Annotated in this window: 15 protein-coding genes; 10 read left to right on the forward strand and 5 right to left on the reverse strand. The window is 71.0% G+C overall.

Features of this window, described 5'->3' with window-relative positions:
• The first annotated feature begins 56 nt into the window (after positions 1-56).
• From MTS1_RS06705 to MTS1_RS06725, 5 genes are read left to right on the forward strand one after another with little or no spacing between them, the layout of a single operon-like run.
• Positions 57-629 carry an RNA polymerase sigma factor gene (locus MTS1_RS06705; RefSeq protein ID WP_023952541.1) on the forward strand — a complete coding sequence of 191 codons (573 nt, stop codon included), beginning with the start codon at positions 57-59 and terminating at the stop codon, positions 627-629.
• A 14-nt stretch (positions 630-643) separates the two neighbouring features.
• Complete coding sequence (locus MTS1_RS06710) at positions 644-1,216, forward strand: Asp23/Gls24 family envelope stress response protein (RefSeq protein ID WP_233494903.1); 573 nt, start codon at positions 644-646, stop codon at positions 1,214-1,216.
• On the forward strand, positions 1,213-1,533 hold the full coding sequence (locus tag MTS1_RS06715; protein WP_023952543.1) for a hypothetical protein: 321 nt from the start codon (positions 1,213-1,215) through the stop codon (positions 1,531-1,533). The genes MTS1_RS06710 and MTS1_RS06715 overlap by 4 nt, the downstream gene beginning before the upstream one ends.
• A gap of 48 nt (positions 1,534-1,581) precedes the next feature.
• Positions 1,582-2,829, forward strand: a complete 1,248-nt coding sequence (locus MTS1_RS06720; RefSeq protein ID WP_036304683.1) for a GNAT family N-acetyltransferase — start codon at positions 1,582-1,584, stop codon at positions 2,827-2,829.
• Entirely contained in the window at positions 2,826-4,331 is a 1,506-nt protein-coding gene (locus tag MTS1_RS06725) for a carboxylesterase/lipase family protein (protein ID WP_023952550.1), read from the forward strand. The genes MTS1_RS06720 and MTS1_RS06725 overlap by 4 nt, the downstream gene beginning before the upstream one ends.
• 23 nt (positions 4,332-4,354) lie before the next feature.
• Here MTS1_RS06725 and MTS1_RS06730 read toward each other — a convergent pair whose 3' ends face one another.
• On the reverse strand, positions 4,355-5,404 hold the full coding sequence (locus tag MTS1_RS06730) for a biotin/lipoate A/B protein ligase family protein (protein ID WP_023952552.1): 1,050 nt from the start codon (positions 5,402-5,404) through the stop codon (positions 4,355-4,357).
• Positions 5,405-5,504: 100 nt separating this feature from the next.
• On the opposite strand from MTS1_RS06730, the gene MTS1_RS06735 reads away from it, so the two are divergent.
• Together MTS1_RS06735 and MTS1_RS06740 are read left to right on the forward strand one after the other, a co-directional pair.
• The gene (locus tag MTS1_RS06735; protein ID WP_023952554.1) at positions 5,505-6,251 is read left to right on the forward strand and encodes an ABC transporter ATP-binding protein; all 747 of its coding nucleotides are present in this window, start codon (positions 5,505-5,507) and stop codon (positions 6,249-6,251) included.
• On the forward strand, positions 6,248-7,663 hold the full coding sequence (locus MTS1_RS06740; RefSeq protein WP_052007622.1) for an FtsX-like permease family protein: 1,416 nt from the start codon (positions 6,248-6,250) through the stop codon (positions 7,661-7,663). Before MTS1_RS06735 ends, MTS1_RS06740 begins: the two co-directional genes overlap by 4 nt.
• Positions 7,664-7,686: 23 nt before the next feature.
• Here MTS1_RS06740 and MTS1_RS06745 read toward each other — a convergent pair whose 3' ends face one another.
• Positions 7,687-8,532: an alpha/beta fold hydrolase gene (locus MTS1_RS06745; RefSeq protein WP_023952556.1), complete on the reverse strand. Its 846-nt coding sequence runs from the start codon at positions 8,530-8,532 to the stop codon at positions 7,687-7,689.
• An 83-nt stretch (positions 8,533-8,615) separates the two neighbouring features.
• Between MTS1_RS06745 and MTS1_RS06750 the strand changes: the two genes are divergently transcribed.
• On the forward strand, positions 8,616-9,074 hold the full coding sequence (locus MTS1_RS06750; protein WP_023952558.1) for a MarR family winged helix-turn-helix transcriptional regulator: 459 nt from the start codon (positions 8,616-8,618) through the stop codon (positions 9,072-9,074).
• An 8-nt stretch (positions 9,075-9,082) separates the two neighbouring features.
• Positions 9,083-10,423: an MFS transporter gene (locus tag MTS1_RS06755; protein WP_233494904.1), complete on the forward strand. Its 1,341-nt coding sequence runs from the start codon at positions 9,083-9,085 to the stop codon at positions 10,421-10,423.
• A 143-nt stretch (positions 10,424-10,566) separates the two neighbouring features.
• Here the strand turns inward: MTS1_RS06755 and MTS1_RS06760 are convergent, their stop codons facing one another.
• The 3 genes from MTS1_RS06760 to MTS1_RS06770 form a co-directional block, all read right to left on the reverse strand.
• The gene (locus MTS1_RS06760) at positions 10,567-13,443 is read right to left on the reverse strand and encodes a rhamnogalacturonan lyase (RefSeq protein ID WP_023952560.1); all 2,877 of its coding nucleotides are present in this window, start codon (positions 13,441-13,443) and stop codon (positions 10,567-10,569) included.
• 104 nt (positions 13,444-13,547) lie between these two features.
• The gene (locus tag MTS1_RS06765; protein WP_023952561.1) at positions 13,548-15,968 is read right to left on the reverse strand and encodes a glycoside hydrolase family 2 TIM barrel-domain containing protein; all 2,421 of its coding nucleotides are present in this window, start codon (positions 15,966-15,968) and stop codon (positions 13,548-13,550) included.
• Entirely contained in the window at positions 15,965-16,624 is a 660-nt protein-coding gene (locus MTS1_RS06770; RefSeq protein ID WP_023952562.1) for a TetR/AcrR family transcriptional regulator, read from the reverse strand. Before MTS1_RS06770 ends, MTS1_RS06765 begins: the two co-directional genes overlap by 4 nt.
• A gap of 184 nt (positions 16,625-16,808) precedes the next feature.
• Between MTS1_RS06770 and MTS1_RS06775 the strand changes: the two genes are divergently transcribed.
• The gene (locus MTS1_RS06775) at positions 16,809-18,335 is read left to right on the forward strand and encodes an ABC transporter substrate-binding protein (RefSeq protein WP_023952563.1); all 1,527 of its coding nucleotides are present in this window, start codon (positions 16,809-16,811) and stop codon (positions 18,333-18,335) included.
• The last annotated feature ends 9 nt before the right edge of the window (positions 18,336-18,344 follow it).

Consider the following 18,344-nt stretch of genomic DNA (forward strand, 5'->3'; position numbering starts at 1 on the left):
AGGGCGGCTCATCCGGATTCGTCACAAAAAAGTTCGAGAAGTTTTCTGGGGGAACGATGCGAGCCGAAGACAGCGGGTCGAACCCCGACCTGCAGGCCGCGCCCGACGGCATCCTGGCGGCCCGAGCCGCCTCCGGAGACGCCGATGCCTTCGACGTCCTCCTTCATCGGCACACCCGCATCGTCCGCGCCTACGTGTACCGCATCGTCGGTACCCTCTCGGAGACCGACGACGTCGTGCAAGAGGCCTTCCTCACCGCGTGGCGGCAGCTGTCCACCTTGCGCGACCCGAACGCCGTGAAGGCGTGGCTGATGAAGATCGCGAGCCGCGAGGCGTATGCGCATCTCAGGAAGCGCCCCGACCATGACACACTGGACGGATTCGACAGAGCCGCGGAGGCGGGTCTCCTCCCCGAGGCCGCTGCCATCCGCAACGCACAGTTGCAAGCGCTCTCTCTTGCACTCGATGCGCTGCCGGAAGCCCAACGCCGCTGCTGGCTGCTCCGAGAAGTCGGGTCGCTCAGCTATACCGAGATCGCAGAAGAGATGAACCTCCCTCTCAGCACCGTTCGAGGAAACCTGTCCCGCGCCCGCGCCAGCATCACGATCCAGATGGCGGGGTGGCGCTGATGGATGCCGATGGCATGACTCTCGAGTGCGGCAAGACGATCGACGAGATCAGCGACTACCTCGACAGCGGTCGCTCGCCGTACGACCCCGAGATCGAGACCTGTCCCGACTGTCTGAACGCCCTCGACGCGCTCGAGCGCGCGGGGCGGTTGTCACGCGAGCTCATCGCGGCGGATGCCGCGGAGATGCCCGAGCCCTCGGAGAACTGGTTCCACGGCGTGATGAACGCGGTGCGGGCCGAGCTGCGGGCCGGGCGCTCGATCCCGCTCTCGCATCCCGATCCCCGGGTCTCGATGACCGTCACCGAGGGAGCCGTGCAAGCGCTCATCCGCGCCAGCGGCGACGCGATCGACGGCGTCTTCATCGGCCATTCGCGCATCATCGGCGACGTCGAGGTGCCCGATGCGCCGATCGCCGTCGACATCACCGCGTCGGTCGCGTGGGGCGAGTCGCTGCCGACCGCCGCCGGAGCGGTCCGCCGAGCGGTGTCCGACGCGCTCGCCCAACACACCGAGCTGAACGTCACCGCTGTCGACGTCACCGTCGAAGACCTCCACCGTCCCTTCCCGCCCAAGGACACCGCATGATCGAGCCCGTCTCCATCGTCGACCCGTCGGCTCCGCGCCCCCTCGTCGAGGTGCCCGGGGTCAGTGCCGTGCACGACCCCCGCCCGCCGCTGACCCGCGTGCTGGGAGCAGCGGCATCCGCGCTCCACCGAGAGACGGCGGCACCGACGAACGGCGTCCTCGTCACGGCCGATGGCGAGGTGGTGACCGCTGCCGCTGCCATCTCCGTCGCCGCATCCGCACGCACCCCCGAGGTGGCCCGCGCCGTCGCCGACGAACTGTGCGCGCAGCATCCGACGGCCGACCGCATCACGGTGCAGGTCCGCCGCATCGCCTGACCCGCGGTCGCCTCACCGAGGCGCCGCGGAGTCCGCTAGCTTCGGACTGTGTCTGCGACCGTCTCCGTCTCTCTCCGCCCCGCGGGTCCCGATGATCTTCCCGCTGTCCGGGAACTCGACAGGCTGTGTTTCCCGCCCGGGCGCGACGACGTCGAGCCCGCTCACCCGGGCGAGCTCGAGAGCGCCTTGGCGGGTGAACAGATCACGCTCGCCGTCATCGGCGACTCCGTGGTGGGGATGCTGCAGACCGAACGACTCGGCCCCGAGCACGTCTACCTCGCCGCCTTGGCCGTTCATCCCGACCACCAGCGCGCCGGGATCGGAGCGCGGCTCGTCCGGCACTTCTCCGACACGGTGAAGGGGATGTCGCCGCGGCCCTCGGCCACGACGGTGACCAGCCCCAGGAACGTCGCGATGATCGACCTGCTGACCCGGAGCGGCTTCGTCGGATCGCGCGGCATCCACGCCTACTTCGGTCCGAGCAAGGACCGTCTCTACTTCCAGCTGAAGAGCCGGCAGCTGGTCGCCGATCCCGACGACCGCGTCCTCGTCCCGGTGGCGGCGACCGATCACCTGTTCGATCTGCTGAACGCCGACGCGAACGCCGTGACCAGCGTCATCAAGAGCGTGCAGGGGACGTTCTTCGAGGTCTCGACCTTCGAGGTCGAGGACCGACCCGGCCTGCGCGCCGACGAGACGTCCGTCAGCACGGGTGAGGCGGGCGCCGTCCTGGCGGCACTCACCTTCCTGCTCGGCTTCTCGCTGACGATCACCGACTTCTCCGAAGCGCTGCGGATCTTCCTGCTGGTCGCCACGATCCTGACTCTGGGAGCCACGCAGGTCTACGCGAACGCGTCGGGCTCGTTGTCGCGCCTGCAGGACGATCAGTTCGGCCTGCATATGAAGTGGGGCAATCTTCTGCTCGAGTTCGGCGGGGTCTATCCCCTCGTCCTGGTGCTGCCGGCCGTGTTCGCCGACGCCTCCGACAACGCCGGACTCTCCCTCGCGACCGCGATCGTCGTCGCCGTCCTCGTCCTCGCGTACGAGGTGTCACCGTTCTCGATCAGCGGCCGGTACCGACGCAACATCGTGTTCTACGCGCTCGCGGTGGTCACAGCCGCGGCCCCGGTCGCCGCCGCGCCACTGCAGGCGCTGACCGGGCGCGACACCGCATGGGTCGTCCTGACAGCTGTCATCCTCATCGTCCGCTTGGCGTATCTCATCCCCGCCGGCCGGCAGGAGCTCGGCGCCCGAACCCGCCCCCGGCTGATGCGTCGCGCCCGGAGGACGCGATGAGCGCCGCAGCGGGGGAAAGCGGTGGCGGGAACCTCGTTCGCGCCACCGCGGCGGGCCGCGTGCGCGGCACGCGTCGCCCCGACGGAACCCTCGTCTTCCTCGGCATCCCGTACGCGCAGCCGCCGACCGGCGCACGGCGCTTCGGCGAGCCCGTGCCCGTCGAGCCGTGGGACGGCGTCCGCGACGCGACCGCCTACGGACCGACGCCGCAGCGCGGTGACCACGGCGACACCCTCATCCCCGAGCCGTCGATCCCCGGCGACGACACCCTGTCGGTCAACGTGTTCGCGCCGGACTCGTCTGGCGAGGCGGGCACCGTCGCACGGCATCCCGTTCTCGTCTACATCCACGGCGGCGGTTTCGTGCAGGGCTCCCCCGCGAGCCCCTGGTACGACGGCGGCTCGTTCGCGCGGGCGGGCATCGTCGTGGTCACGGTCTCGTACCGCCTCGGCTTCGACGGCTTCGGCCTCCTCCCCGGCGCCCCGACCAACCGCGCCGTGCGCGACTGGATCGCTGCCCTCGAATGGGTGCGGGCGAACGTCGCCGTGTTCGGAGGAAACCCCGATGACGTGACGATCGCCGGGCAGTCCGCCGGCGGCGGCGCGGTGCTCACTCTGCTCGGGATGCCCGATGCCCAGCACTTGTTCCATCGCGTGCTGTCCATCTCTGCGGCCCTGACGAACGTGCCGCCCGCCCGGGCGGCGACGGCGACCGGCCGGCTCGCGGCGCGCCTCGGGATCGCCCCGACCCGCGAGGCGTTCGCCGGCGTGGACGAGCTCACGGTGCTCGGGGCGCAGCAAGCGCTGGAATCGGAGCGGCACGGCAGCATCATCGCCTCGGTGCGCTCGCGGCTCGCCGACGGGCTCACGTGGGGACCGGTCGTCGACGGCGAGCTCATCCCGCGCCCGACCCTCGATGCGCTCGCTGCCGGCGTCGGCGCGGACAAGTCGCTCGTGCTCGGCACGACGGACGACGAGTTCACGATGATCACCGACGGGGTCGCCGGCCCGCTGCGTCTCGTCCCGCCGGCGCTGGCGCTTGCCGCACTCGGGGTCGGCCATGCGATGCGCTGGCGCTACATCCGCGACAACCGTACGCAGCGACGACTCGGCACCGCCGCATTCCTCGGCCGCTACGCCACCGACCGCATCTTCCGCGACACCGTGCCCCTCGTCGCCCGGACCCGTGGCGGTTCTTCGACGTGGGCCTACCGATTCAGCTGGCCCTCGCCGACCAAGCGCTGGGCGCTGCACTGCCTCGATGTGCCGTTCTGGTGGGACGCCTTGGGCGCCGACGGCGTCGCGAAGCTTGCGGGGCCACAGCCGCCGCAGGAGCTGGCCGACGCGATGCACGGCGCCGCCGTGTCGTTCGTCCGGACCGGCGGTCCGGGCTGGCCGCGATGGACGCCGGACGAGCGGACGACGCGGATGTTCGGCGCCGCGCCGTCGGTGCCGACGGTCGTGGCCGACGGTTACGCATCGGTGCGAGCGCTCGTCGGTTGACGGGGTGTCGACGATCCGGCGGCTTAGGGAACGCGCTTGAGCCAGGCGTCCGTCGCGAACTTCGACTCGACGAGCGCTTCGGCCTCGGCGTACTCCTCGTCCGAGATCGTGCCGGGAACCGCGCCGTAGCGCTTCGAGAACACCTCGATGAACCGCTCGATGATCGCGTCGCGCGGCAGACCCGTCTGGCTGCGCAGCGGATCGACGCGCTTGGCGGCCGAGACGGTGCCCTTGTCGCTGAGCTTCTCGCGGCCGATGCGCAGCACCTCGGTGAGCACCTGCCCGTCCATGTCGTACGACAGGGTGGCGTGGTGGAGCACCCCGCCGTTGGCGAGACGCTTCTGCGCGGCGCCGCCGATCTTGCCCGAAGGCGAGGCGATGTCGTTGAGCGGCTGGTACGTCGCCTCGATGCCGAGCGAGCGGAGGGCCTCGAGCACCCAATCGTCGAGGAAGGCGTACGAGTCGGCGAAGGTCAGCCCGGCGACGAGGGATGCCGGCACGTACAGCGAGTACGTCACGATCGAGTTCGCCGCCATCATCATCGCGCCGCCGCCGGAGATGCGGCGCACGACGTCGAAGCCGTGCTTCGCGGCACCCTCGGGGTCGACCTCGTTGCGGTACGACTGGAACGACCCGATGACGACGGCCGATTCGTTCCACTCCCAGATGCGCAGGGTGGGGTTGCGGCGCCCGTCGCCGACGCGGGTGGTGAGGACCTCGTCGAGCGCGAGGTTCATGCTCGGCGACACGGCGCGGTCGTGGACGACCTCCCAGTCGAACTCGCGCCAGCCCGGGGCGGTGATCATCGCGCGGCGAACCGCGGTGCCGACCGACTCGGGAGTGAAGCCGAGCAGTTGCGCGCCGTCGGGCAGCGCCGAACGCACGGCGGCCGCGATGGTGGCGACATCCGACTCCTCGGGCAGGCCCGTCACGGCCGCATCGATGTCGGCGAGCGCGTCGTCGGGCTCGAGGAAGAAGTCGCCCGCCAGGTGGAAATCGGCGATGCGGCCGTCGCGCACCTCGAGGTCGACGACGACCAGCTTTCCTCCGGGGACCTTGTATTCGCCGTGCATGCGTCCAGCCTAGGACCGGGCGGAGGATCGGTCGCCCGATGGATGCCGTTACACCTCGCGACGGACGACGGCGCGGGCCCCGCTCGGAAGAGTGGATGACATGAACCCCACCATCGACTCCGCCCCCGTCCTCGAAGCCCGCGGGCTCGTGAAGCGCTACGGGCCGCTCACCGCGCTCGACCGCGTGGACCTGACCGTCCGCGCCGGCGAGGCCGTCGCGATCATGGGCGCATCGGGGTCGGGAAAGACGACGCTCCTGCACTGCCTCGCCGCGATCATCGCGCCCGATGCCGGCTCCGTCCGCCTCACCGCTCCCGGTACGGCGCCGCGCGAGCTCGTCGGGATGCCCGACGCCGACCGGTCCGCGGTCCGGCGCAGCAGCCTCGGCTTCGTCTTCCAGGACCACCTGCTGCTTCCCGAGCTCACCGCCGTCGAGAACGCCGCGCTGCCGCTGCTTCTCGTGGGCACGGCCCGCGCGGCCGCCGAGGCCCACGCCGCGGCGTGGCTGGGCGCGCTGGGACTCGCGGGCATGGAGAACCGTCGCATCGGCGAGCTCTCGGGCGGACAGGCGCAGCGCGTCGCCATCGCCCGGGCTCAGGTGACCGGCGCTCCCGTCGTGTTCGCCGACGAGCCGACCGGAGCCCTCGACTCCACCACCTCGGCGGAGGTGCTCGACGCGCTGCTGCACGCCACGACCGGTCAGGGACGCAGCCTCGTCGTCGTCACGCACGACGCGGAGGTCGCGCGCCGCTGCGACCGCGTCCTCCGGATGCGCGACGGGCGCATCGTCGACTCGTCTGCCGGCCCCGCGCGTGCGGGCGCGGCCGCCACCGGGGCGACCCGATGAGCGCCGTCGTCGCGACCGGTTCGCTCCCGCAGCCTCCCGCTCCGCTCGCGCACGCTTCCGAGGCGCCGGGCGGCATCGGCCGCGTCGCAGCTCTGACGATCCTGCTCGCCCGGCCGGCGCGGCAGGGGTCGGCGGCGATCGTCCTGCCGCTGACGGCCTTCGCCGTGACGACGATGCTCATGCTGATCGTCGCGGGCGGCACGCGCATGTTCCTCACCGACCCGCGTGCGGGCGAGATGGCCTTCCTCTACGGCGTGCTCAGCGTCCTGGCGCTCATCCTCCTCGCCGTCCCGACGGCGACCCTCGGGGCTGCCGCCGCCCGCCTGTCGAGCCGCCGCCGCAACGACCGCCTCTCGACGCTGCGGCTCCTCGGGGCCACGAACACGGAGGTCGGAGCGATGGCGGTGGGCGAGGCATCCGTCGTCGCGTTCGCCGGTGCCGTCGTCGGCGCCGCCGCCTACGGCGTCGCGTTGCCCCTGGTCGGGCTGCTCCCCTTCTTCGGCGGGCCCGTCGGCGCCGCCGCGGTGTGGGCGGGGTGGCCGATCGTCCTCGCCGTCGTCATCGGGGTCGGTCTCATCGCCACCGTGAGCGCGGCGGCGAGCCTGCGTCGCGTGCGGCTGACCCCTCTCGGCGTGCGCCGCCGCACCGAGGCGCCGCCGCGACGCACCCGGACCCTCGTGATCTCCGCGATCGCGATCGTCGCCGTCGGCACCATCGTGGCCCAGTTCAGCAGCGTCAGCGCAGTCCTGGCCCCCGCTGCGTCGATCGTGGTGCTGCTGGCCCTGTTCGCCGGCGCCCTCGCGCTGGTCAACCTCATCGGGACTCCGATCGTCGCGGCGCGCGGACGATCGATGGCGCGCCGAGCCCGGACGGCTGCTCAGCTCATCGCCGGCCGCGAGCTCGCCGCACACGCCCCCACCGCGTGGCGCCGCGTGTCGAGCATCGCGATGATCTCGTTCATCGCGGTCGTCGGCGGCAGCGGAATGGCGCTGACCGAGATCGCCGGCGACGAGCCCGGGATGACGCTGTTCGCCGACATCCGCACCGGCGTCCTCGTCACGCTGGGCGCGGGCTTCATCCTGCTCGCCGCCTCGGTGGGCGTCAGTCAGGCGGCGTCGGTGCTCGACGACCGCGAGCTCATCGTGGGCCTCGACCGTCTCGGCATGGAACCCGCCGAGCTCGCCCGGGCACGTCGCATCACCGTGATGCTGCCCCTGCGCTGGGCGGCCGCCGGCGGGGCCGTCGTCGGGGTGGCGCTGGCCCTCCCGATCGTGGGGATCAGCCTGGTCGTGGCGCCGCTCACGATGGCCGTCATCGCGGCGACCTTCGTCGCGGGCTTCGGCGCGGTCGCGCTGGCGCTCCTCGCGTCACGCCCGCTCGTCACGGCGATCCGGCGCGGCCCCGCCCGGTGACCCCGACGCTCGCTTCCCCCGGCTCAGCCCCGCGGGAAGCGAGCGTCGAGCCACGCGAGCAGATCGGCCTGCACGTCGCCCCGCACCGCCTCGTTGAAGATCTCGTGGCGGGCACCCGGGTACACGAGTGTGGTCACGTCCGTCAGACCCGAACGCGTGCGGTAGGCGTCGGCGAGACGGTGGACGCTCCGCGGGCCGCCGACGGTGTCGTCGCGCCCGACCATGAGCAGGACCGGGACGTCGACCCCGAGGTCGCGACGCGGCCGGCCGATGAGCTTGAGCGTCTCGACGGGGCCGAACAGTCGGGGCAGCGCTGTCGTCGTGGTCAGTGGGTCGTCGAGGAAGCTCTGCTGCACGGCGACATCCGTGCTCAGCCACTCGACGCCGTTCGCGCCGGGTGCCTTCCACGGCGCGTTCAGGTCGCCGGAGTTGAGCGATCCGGGCCAGCGCAGCGCCGACCCCGAGAGCACGAGTCCGGCGTAGGCGTCCGGCCGGTCGTCGAAGAGCATCTGCGCCAGGAACGATCCCCACGAGTGGCCGAGGAGCACGATGGGCGCCCCGGGATGGTCGCGCTCGATGATGCGGGTAAGCTCGGCGCACGCGTCGCGCGCGGCATGCAGTCCGCCCCGGCCGAGCTTGCCGAGCTTGCTCGGGTCACCGTGCTGCCGGATGCCGGTGCGTCCATGGCCGCGGTGGTCGTCGGCGTAGACGGTGAAGCCGGCGGCGGTGAGCACCTCGGCCAGCTCGGCGTAACGGCCCGCGTGCTCGCCGACGCCGTGCAGCAGCTGCACGACCGCCCGCTGCGCACCCTGCGCGGGATGGATGTCGTAGACGATCGCGACCCCGTGCGCGTCGGTGAACTCGGGCATGCGGCGAGTCTACGTTTTCGGCCGTCGCATTCCGGACACCACAGACCGTTAGCAAGACTAATGAGCTAAGCTAAACATCACAGATGAGCACCTCCTCCCCCGCCTCCGCCCCGCCGTCCGCCATCGATCTCGCGCACGACGCGACCGACCTCCGCATGGCGACCTTCCGCCTCGCACGGCGACTCCGCGCGCAGCGCGCCGTCGATTCGATGAGCGACGGGCAGTACGCCGTGCTCGCGAACCTGCACGTGCACGGTCCGCACACGCTCGGTGAGCTGGCGGACCGCGAGCGCGTATCGGCGCCGTCGATGAACCGCACCGTCAACCACCTCGAAGAGCTCGGCTACCTGACACGGACGCCCGACGACGGCGACCGTCGCAAGGTCAACATCGCCCTCACCGACGAGGGCCGCACCGTCGTGATCGAGACGACCCGCCGTCGCGACTCCTGGCTCGAGCACGCGCTGGAAGAGCTCGAACCGGCCGACCGTGAGACTCTGGCCGCCGCCGCCGTCATCATGCGGGCGGTGGCCGACCGATGAGCTCTGCGATGTTCCGCTCCTTCTCGGTGTTCAACTACCGGGTGTGGTTCTTCGGCGCCCTCGTGTCGAACGTCGGCGCGTGGATGCAGGCCACGGCGCTGAGCTGGGTCGTCCTCACCGGCCTCACCGACAACGACGCGGGAGCGATGGGCGTCACGATGGCGCTGCAGTTCGCGCCGCCGCTCCTGCTCGTCGGCGTCACCGGGTGGGTCGCCGACCGTTTCGACCGGCGCCGTCTGCTCGTGGTCACGCAGAGCTCGCTCATGCTCGTCGGGCTGATCATCGGCACGCTCCTGCTCACGGGTGTCATGACGCTTCCGCTCATGTACGTCTTCGCGTTCACGCTCGGCATGATCTCGGCCTTCGACAATCCGGCACGCCAGGCGTTCGTCTCCGACATCGTCGCGCGCGAGATCGCGGCCAACGCCGTCGCGCTCAACGCGGCATCCTTCAACGGTGCGCGCATGATCGGCCCCGCAGCTGCGGGCATCGTCATCGTCGCGGTCGGCACCGGCTGGGTCTTCTTCATCAACGCGGCGACGTTCCTCGCGATGATCGTCGCGCTCTTCCTCATCCGGCCGGGCGAGCTCATCCCGCGCGTGACCTCGCCGGGCGCGGCTCGCCTCGCCGACGGCTTCCGGTACGTTCGCGGGCGCCCCGACCTCATGGTCACTTTCGCGATGGTGTTCCTCCTCGGCGCCTTCGGCATGAACTTCCCGATCTTCGCGTCGACGATGGCGATCGAGTTCGGGCGCGACGCCGACGGGTACGGCCTCCTCAGCTCGATCCTGGCGATCGGGTCCCTCGCCGGCGCCCTGATGGCGGCCCGTCGTGAGCGGGCGCGCATCCGCGTCGTGATCCTCGGCGCCGGACTCTTCGCCGTGGCCGCCGCGGTGTCGGCCTTCATGCCGGATTACTGGCTGTACGCGGTGACGCTGATGTTCACGGGCTTCGCGGTCGTGACCACCCTGACCACGGCCAACGGCTACGTGCAGACGACGACCGACCCGGCCCTGCGCGGCCGCGTGCTCGCGCTGTACATGGCGATCCTCATGGGCGGCACCCCCATCGGCGCCCCGATCGTCGGATGGGTCGCCGACCAGTTCGGGCCGCGCGCGGCCATCGGTCTCGGTGCCGTCGCCGCCCTGGTCGCGTTCGGCGTCGGGGTGACATGGATGCTCGTCTCCGGACGCGTCCACCGCTCGAGCTCGCGCCGGTTCGCGCTCTCGCTCGACGAGACGCGCCCGATCTCGGTCGTCGCGCCCGAGGAGTTCAGCGACGAGGTCGCCGGAACGACGCCCATCCCGCTGCCCGACGCAGCCGCCGAGCGCCCCCACCGCATGCGCTGAGGCCCCGCCGGCGCCGATCCGCGCCCGAACCCGATACATCCGTCGGACGGGTGGGGCTGGTGAGCGTTCGCGCCGCGTCACCAGCCCCACCCGTCACTCCGGTCCTGCAGATGTATCAGGGCATCACGTCTGAGCGGGCCGCCTCAGCACATCCGGGCGAAGTAGGGCACGTCGTAGGTGGCGTGGTAGCCGACTCCGTCGAGCCACTGATACGCCGTCACGGTCGCCGATCCGGGCACGAGCGAGTCACGGCCCGCGTCGAAGAGCCGGTACGCCGCGTCGCCCGCGGCGACCTTGTGCTGCGCGTGCTCACCGCCGACCGCGGCCAGCCGCACGTCGATCGCACCCTCAGCCTCGTTCGCAGCGTGGACCGCGACGTGCACCGCCCCGTTCACGCACTGCGACCGCGCGCTCACGCGCAGCGGCACCGGCTGCCCCGCTCGCACCGTGGCCGTCGCCGACGGCTGTGACGGTGCCGCCTGGCCGAAGGTTCCCGCGGGGGTGACGGTCGCGGTCCACTCCCCCGGCGGCACCGCCGCGAACCGCGCGGAGCGAGCCTCGGCCCCGACCTGCTGGGCGACGGTCTCACCCGCCGCCGAGCGGAGCGTGACGGCGAAGCCGGTGGCCGGGGCGCCGGCATCCGTCGTCGCCCACGTGACGTTGACGCCGGCCGAGTCGACCCCGATGCCGGGAGCCGCGACGGGCGCGGGGGCGGGCCGCAGCGGCACACCGGCGAAGTCCATGCCGGAGGCGAGGTGGAACCCGGTGTAGCTCGGCTGGTTGTAGGTCGTCTGCTGACGGGCGACCTCGGCGCGGTACTGCGGATCGTGCATGAGCGTATACAGCTTGTGCTCGGTCACCTCGGTCGAGACGTACAGCCGCAGCGCCGACGAGTCCGCCGTCCGTACGACCAGCTCTTCGCGCCAGTCGCCCAGCACGTCGGCGACGAGGCCGGGGTTTCCCTTCGTGCCGTTGTTGGCGAGGGCTCCGGATGCCGTCAGCACGGTGCCGCGCGCCCAGTCGTCGATCGTCGGGGCGACGTCGCCGCTGCCGTTCACGATCTGCGTCGTGAGGTCGCCGGCCCAGCGGATCGAGGCGTTCGTGCCGGGCGTCGCCGCCGAGAGCACCTCGCCCTGGGCGGTCAGCAGGCCCGAGGCATCCGTCCCGCCGGGCATGCTCGACCAGACCTCCATGCCGGGGACGTCGGGGCGGACATCGCCGATCATCCCGCGCCCGGTGTCGCGACCCGAGTAGGCGCCGAAGACGACCTCGCCGGTGGCCGCATCCCGCAGCGCCGTGCCGTACGGCGCATACGCTCCGCCCTCGTGCACGGTGAAGATCTCGAGGCCCGGGCGCGACGGGTCGATGTCGGCGACGTGCATCGCGTCGCCGTGACCGAGACGCGCCATCTCGCCCGGGGTCGCCGATCCCTCGGGCATCTCGGCGAACGAGCTGTAGAGGAGGCTTCCGTCGTCATCCAGCGTCGCCGATCCGTAGACGATCTCGTGGCGGCCGTCGCCGTCGACATCCGCCGCCGAGAGGCTGTGGAAGCCCTGCGTCGTGATCGTGCCGTACACGGGGTCGGTGCCGTCGACCCCGTGCGGGCCGTCGTTGAACGGGTTGGTCATCGGCGCGTGCCCGCTGTCGACGAACCAGCGCTTGACGAGGTTCTCGCCGTCCCAGTCGTAGGTCCCGATCGTCGTGCGCGTGTAGTAGCCGCGGGCGAAGACCGCCGACGGACGCTCGCCGTCGAGGTAGGCGACGCCCGCCAGGAACCGGTCGACCCGGTTTCCGGGCTCGATGCGCGACATCGCGTAGTCGCCCCACAGCAGGCCGTCGTCGCCGCGGTCCGGCTCGTAGCGCACGGTCTGCAGCTCGGCTCCGCTCTCGCCGTCGAAGACGGTGAGGTACTCGGGCCCGTCGAGGATGAAGCCCTCGAAGTTCCGCAGGGCGTTGCGGGCGCTTCGGCTCGGCGCGTACACGTCGATGAAGTGGTCGACGAGGGCGCGGGCGTCGGCATCCGACAGCGGGTAGTCGAAGCGCGGCTCGATGCCGAAGGCCTCCTCGAGCGTGGCCGGCCACCGGCCCGACACGACCTCGTCGCGCGTGGACCACCCGCGGAACACCTCGACGAGGTGATCGGCGTAGTCGGCGGCGCTCATGCGGTAGTCGTCGGTGTGGGCGTAGCCCGCGGCGACATCCTCGCCCGGCATCGTGATGTACTGCTCCGACGCCACCGAGCCGTCGTCGGCGTAGGTGATCGACTTCGTCCCCGGCGCGGTCTTGAGCATCGTCTCCGACCGTCCGTCGCCGTCGAAGTCGTAGACGAGGAACTGCGTGTAATGCGCGCCGGCCCGGATGTTGGGACCGAGGTCGAGCCGGTTCAGCAGGCGTCCCTCGAGGCTGTAGGTGTCGATGTAGACCCCGCCGGTGTACCCGACCTGCGAGACGTCTTTGGAGTTCGAGGGGTCCCACTTCACGACGAATTCGTAGCGCCCGTCGCCGTCGACGTCGCCGACCGAGACGTCGTTCGCCGAGTAGGTGTACTCCTCGCCTGCCGGAGTCACCCCGCCTTGGGGCCGCTGCAGCGCGATGTCGAGGAAGCCGTCTTGCATCGGGATCGCGGCGTCGCTCGCCGCCGTCTCGACGCCCGCCGTGACCGGCGCCACGCGGTAGACGGATGCCGCCGTGCCGGCGTCGTCGCGGTAGTTCGTGCTGTCGGTGACGGTGGCGATCGGCGCGTCATCGCGGTAGACGACGAAGTCGGTGCCGGTGAGGCCGGTCTCGCCGGCACCGCTGGCCTCGCCCGCGAGGAGGCGCCAGCTGAGGAAGACGCCCTCGCTCGTCGGCACCGCGACGAGGCCCCGGTCGAGGGTCTCGAGCCGGGGCACGGGGGCGGCCGGTGGCTCCTGCGCGCCCGCGGCCGGGAGCGTCGCGACGCCTCCGGCGGTGAGGGTCGCGGCGGCGAGCGTTCCCGCGGTGAGGCCCGCGAGCAGCGTGGAGCGGAGTCTGTTCTTCATCGAATGGATCCCATCGGAATACGCTTTCCTGGATTCCGACGAGCCTAGGCGACGACGCTCCTCGCCCCGATGAGTTCTCTCTCATCCCCCGCATCCCTCGCGGCTCACAACGCGGCGGGCACCACCTTGAACACCAGGGATGCGGGGGCGTAGCCGGGGGCGGAGGCCGTGACGGCGACCGTGCCGGTACCGGAGGGCTTCACCACCGCGAGCAGCCGGCCGTCGAACGTCCTGAAGACGGGACCGGCGAACGACTCCTCACCGTCGGTCCGCCCCGACCCGATGCCCGCCAGCACTCCGGCGCCGGCCACCTCGACCGTCACCGGAACGTCGCGGTCGCAGACCACGACTCCGTCGTCGTCCTCGAGCGTCACCGCGACGAATGCGAGACCGTCGTGGTGCACGGCGGCGTCTTCCAGACGTGCGACCAGCGAGGCCGGGCCCGCGCTGACGAGAGCGTGCCGCCCGATCTCGGCACCGCGGCGAGCCACGGCGACGAGGCGGCCCGGGCGGTACCGGGTCTCGAAGCGAGCGAGGAACGCCTTCTCGCGGCCGACCGGCTCGGCGCGCACGCTCTCGTCGTCGACGAACAGCTCGACCTCGTCGGCATCCGCGTAGACGTCCACGGTCACGGGGGCACCGGATGCCGAATCCCACGACCACGACGACACCGTGTCGGTCCACGACCACGGCGTCGTCGCCGTCGGCCGCCCGTGATGCTGCGGGCGGTGCACGGCGATGTAGGGGTCGCGGCGCAGCCCGTAGACGATCTCGCGGTAGTACGAGATCGGCCGGCGGAACCCGGTGATGTCGAGGTCGCCGCAGCCGGCCAGCCGGTAGGGATAGGGACCGGCCGTGCCGGTGGGCGTGTAGCCGGGCTCGTCGGTGTAGTCGACGCGACCGATGCCGGCCTCGCCGAGGTAGTCCCAGCCCGTCCACGTGAAGTCGCCGATGACGTGCGGCAGCTCGCGCACGAGCTCCCACATCACGTCGATGCGCTCGGGGAAGGTCTCGGAACCGACGATGATGCGATTCGGATGGTCGAGGGCGTCCTGCCGGTAGCGCGAGTCGGCGTAGTTGAACCCGACCACGTCGAGCACCGCTGCCGACTCCTCGATCGACGCGCTCACGAGCGGCGAGGCGTTCATGAGCCCCATCTGCTCACCCATCCCCGCCATCATCGTGTTGGCGTCGGGCATCTGCTCGCGGGCTTCGGCCATGCGGTCGAGGTTCGCGATGATGCCGTTGATCCCGTTCGTGACGAATCGCGTCGGGTCGAGCTCTCGCACCTGCTCGGCGAGCCGCCGGCTCCAGGTCGCGCCCAGCGGCGTGGCGAGCTCGAGGATCTCGTTGCCGATCGAGTACATCACGACGCTCGGGTGGTTGCGGTCCTTCGCGACGAGCGAGGCGATGTCGTCGCGCCAGTGCTCGGCGAACGTGATCGTCGCGTCGAACGGGGCCTTCGGGCGCGTCCAGGCGTCGGTCAGCTCGTCCATGACGAGCATCCCGTGCCGGTCGCATGCCGCGAGCATCGCGCGACTCATCGGATTGTGTGCGCTGCGCAGCGCGGTGAAACCCGCCCGCTTGAGCAGCCGGACGCGCCGGTCCTCGGCGGCGGGCTCGGTGGCCGCTCCGAGCATGCCGTTGTCGTGGTGAACGCAAGCGCCGCGCAGGTCGATCGAGCGCCCGTTCAGACGGAGGCCGTGGCGCGGATCGAGCTGGAGCGAGCGGATGCCGAAGTCGGTGACATCCTCGTCGAGCAGCGCGCCGTCGGCGGAGGCGAGCGTGCTGCGCACCCGGTACAGGTCGGGCGTCTCGACATCCCAGCGCATCGGCGCCTCGACCGTCACCCGCGCCCGGGCCACGGCGCGCTCGCCCGGCAGGACCGTGACGGGCGAATGCGCACTCGCGACCACCGTTCCGTCGGGCGCCGCGACCTGCCAGCTCACCCGGGTCGTCACGGTGTGCCGCGTCGTGTTCGCGACCTCCGTCGCGACGGCGACGACCGCGCGCTCGTCGTCGATGTCGGGTGTCTCGACCCGCACGCCGTCGAGCGGGATGTGCACGGGATCGGCCACGACGAGATGCACCGGGCGGTAGATCCCCGCCCCGGAGTACCAGCGCGAATCGCGATGCGCCCGCGCCTCGACGCTGATGCGGTTGACGGCGCCGAACTCGAGGAAGGGGTCGAGCACGACCGAGAACCCGGCGTAGCCGCCCGCCTGATGCGCGGCGAACGCGCCGTTCACGAACACGACGGCGTCGCGGTAGACGCCCTCGAACTCGAGGACGACGGTGCGCGAACGCCAGTCGCCGGGCACGTCGAGCAACCGCGCGTACTCGAAGACGCCGCCCGGGGTGTATCCGGTGTGCACGCCCTGCGGTTCGTCGGGCGAGCGCGGCAGATCGCGCAGCGCATCGTGCGGCAGGGTCACGGCGACGGGACCCCGCCCGTCGGCCGGGGTCTCGAACGGACCGAGCTTGGGGCCGACCGTCCACCCGTCGTGCAGCGGGACGCGGATCACGACGACGGCTCTTCTCGGGTTCGGGGCGACCACTCGATGTCGACGAAGCTCGCGAACATGGCCTGCAGCTCCGCGGCCATGTCCAGCGCGTCGCGGTCGAGCAGCCACTGCACCTGCAGGCCGTCCATGAGGGCCACGGCCATGATCGCCGCGCGACGAGGCGTCATCCCGTGCCGGAGGCGCCCCTCGTCGCGCAGGACCCGGAACGACCGTTCGATGTTGCCGCGGGTGTACTCGTACCGACGGACGAAGTAGCCGTGCGCCGGATGATCGGACGCCGTCGCCTCGGCCGACAGCGTCGTGTAGAGCTCGACGACGCCAGGCGTCGAGGCGTTGTGCGAGGCGAGTTCGATGAGCCCGCGGAGGACATCGGTGCCGTCCTCCGACTCGATGGGCACCAGTGCGCGGGCGCGGGCGTCGCGCTCCTCGAGCACGGCCTCGAGCAGGGCGCTCTTGTTGCGGAAGTGGTGCAGCAGCCCGGCCTCGCTCATGCCCACGCGCGTCGCGATGTCACGGAGCGATCCCGCACGGTAGCCGGACTGCGAGAACACCTCGAGAGCGGCATCCAGGATCGCCTGGCGGGTGGCCTCGGTCTTCGCGTACGTGCCTCGCCGTCGACGGCGCTCGGGCGCCGTCGTGTCGGTCGTCGTCATCATCGTCCATCTGTCCGTCGTCGCCCTCGTCGGCGAACGGAGGCCAGTCTGCCCGCTCGGATAACGAAAACCTAGCGATCGATAGAAATTCGTCTCAAAAATCTAGTCACCGCTCGGATTTGGTGCTAGCGTCCAGCGCCAGGGCGATCCACCGGGGTATCGCCTCTCCCGAGAAAAAGGACCAAAGATGTTCCGATGGAAGGCCACAGCAGCCCTCACGGTCGTCGCCGCACTCGCCCTGGCGGGGTGCGCGGGGACCGACGACGGATCCGGCGGTGACAGCGGTCGCGCCGACCGGCTCACCCTCACGGCGATCGCCGCTCCCACGAGTTACGACATCGGCCAGGGCGCGGAATGGGGCAACCGCAGCCCCTTCTTCCAGGCCGTGTTCGACACCCTCCTGTCGAAGGACTCCTCCGGTGAGACGCAGCCCTGGCTCGCCACCGAGTGGTCGTACAACGACGACAACACGGTGCTGACCCTGACGCTCCGCGAGGGCGTGAAGTTCACCGACGGCACCGACCTCGACGCCGCGGCGGTCGTCGCGAGCCTCGAGCACTTCCGCGACGGCACCGCCCCGCAGGCTGCGACCCTCGCCGGCAAGGAGTTCGCCGCCGTCGACGCGACGACGGTGACGATCACGCAGCAGGCGCCCGACCCCTCGCTGATCAACCTGCTCTCGATCGCCCCGGGCCTGATCCAGGCCCCGTCGACGTTCGACGACCCCGACTCCGCGACCGACCCCATCGGCTCGGGCGCGTACATCCTCGATACCGCCTCGTCGGTCACCGGGACCACGTACAACTACACCGCGAACCCCGACTACTGGAACGCGGACGCCGTCAAGTACGACAACCTCACGATCAACGTCCTCGAGGACGTCACCGCCACCGTCAACGCGATCCGCGCGGGCGAGGCGAACGGCGCGAAGATCGCCGACAACAACACGATCTCCGAGGTCGAAGGCGCCGGCTGGACGATCGAGTCGAACGAGCTCGACTTCCAGGGTCTGCTGCTGCTGGACCGCGCCGGCACGATGGCCCCCGAGCTCGCCGACGTCAAGGTCCGCCAGGCGATCAACATGGCCTTCGACCGCGAGGCGCTGCTGGCGTCGCTGCAGAGCGGATACGGCACCGTCACCGAGCAGGTGTTCCCCGAGACCTCCGTCGCGTACGACGCCGCGCTCGACAGCACCTACCCGTACGACCCGGATGCCGCGAAGGACCTCCTCGCCGAGGCGGGCTACCCCGACGGGTTCACGCTCAACATGATGTCGACCCCGGCCTTCCAGACCACCTTCGACCTCGTCGCCCAGCAGCTGTCCGACATCGGGATCGCCGTCAACTACACCGACCCCGGCACCGGCAACTTCATCACCGACATGCTGGCGCCGAAGTACCCCGCGACCTGGATGGCGCTGGAGCAGAACCCCGACTGGCAGCTGATCAACTTCATGGTCGGCCCCGACGCGACGTTCAACCCCTTCAAGTACCAGGACCCGACGGTCGACGGCTACATCGAGACCGTGCAGTTCGGCACCCCGGACGAGTCGGACCAGGCTCTCAAGGACCTGAACAAGTACCTCGTCGACCAGGCGTGGTTCGCGCCGTTCTTCCGGGTGCAGGGCACGTTCGCGACCGACGCGAACACGAACCTCGAGTTCTGGCCCACCAACGCCTACCCGTCGATCTTCGACTTCTCGCCGAAGAACTGATCAGACTCC

It is taken from the genome of Microbacterium sp. TS-1 (genome assembly GCF_000509385.1).
Lineage (GTDB): Bacteria > Actinomycetota > Actinomycetes > Actinomycetales > Microbacteriaceae > Microbacterium > Microbacterium arborescens.

Bases quoted from the DNA above. Each gene is read 5' to 3' on its own strand.
- MTS1_RS06705 (WP_023952541.1), top strand. From the start codon at position 57: ATGCGAGCCGAAGACAGCGGGTCGAACCCCGACCTGCAGGCCGCGCCC.
- MTS1_RS06710 (WP_233494903.1), top strand. From the start codon at position 644: ATGACTCTCGAGTGCGGCAAGACGATCGACGAGATCAGCGACTACCTC.
- MTS1_RS06715 (WP_023952543.1), top strand. From the start codon at position 1,213: ATGATCGAGCCCGTCTCCATCGTCGACCCGTCGGCTCCGCGCCCCCTC.
- MTS1_RS06725 (WP_023952550.1), top strand. From the start codon at position 2,826: ATGAGCGCCGCAGCGGGGGAAAGCGGTGGCGGGAACCTCGTTCGCGCC.
- MTS1_RS06730 (WP_023952552.1), bottom strand. From the start codon at position 5,404: ATGCACGGCGAATACAAGGTCCCCGGAGGAAAGCTGGTCGTCGTCGAC.
- MTS1_RS06735 (WP_023952554.1), top strand. From the start codon at position 5,505: ATGAACCCCACCATCGACTCCGCCCCCGTCCTCGAAGCCCGCGGGCTC.
- MTS1_RS06740 (WP_052007622.1), top strand. From the start codon at position 6,248: ATGAGCGCCGTCGTCGCGACCGGTTCGCTCCCGCAGCCTCCCGCTCCG.
- MTS1_RS06745 (WP_023952556.1), bottom strand. From the start codon at position 8,532: ATGCCCGAGTTCACCGACGCGCACGGGGTCGCGATCGTCTACGACATC.
- MTS1_RS06750 (WP_023952558.1), top strand. From the start codon at position 8,616: ATGAGCACCTCCTCCCCCGCCTCCGCCCCGCCGTCCGCCATCGATCTC.
- MTS1_RS06755 (WP_233494904.1), top strand. From the start codon at position 9,083: ATGTTCCGCTCCTTCTCGGTGTTCAACTACCGGGTGTGGTTCTTCGGC.
- MTS1_RS06760 (WP_023952560.1), bottom strand. From the start codon at position 13,443: ATGAAGAACAGACTCCGCTCCACGCTGCTCGCGGGCCTCACCGCGGGA.
- MTS1_RS06770 (WP_023952562.1), bottom strand. From the start codon at position 16,624: ATGATGACGACGACCGACACGACGGCGCCCGAGCGCCGTCGACGGCGA.
- MTS1_RS06775 (WP_023952563.1), top strand. From the start codon at position 16,809: ATGTTCCGATGGAAGGCCACAGCAGCCCTCACGGTCGTCGCCGCACTC.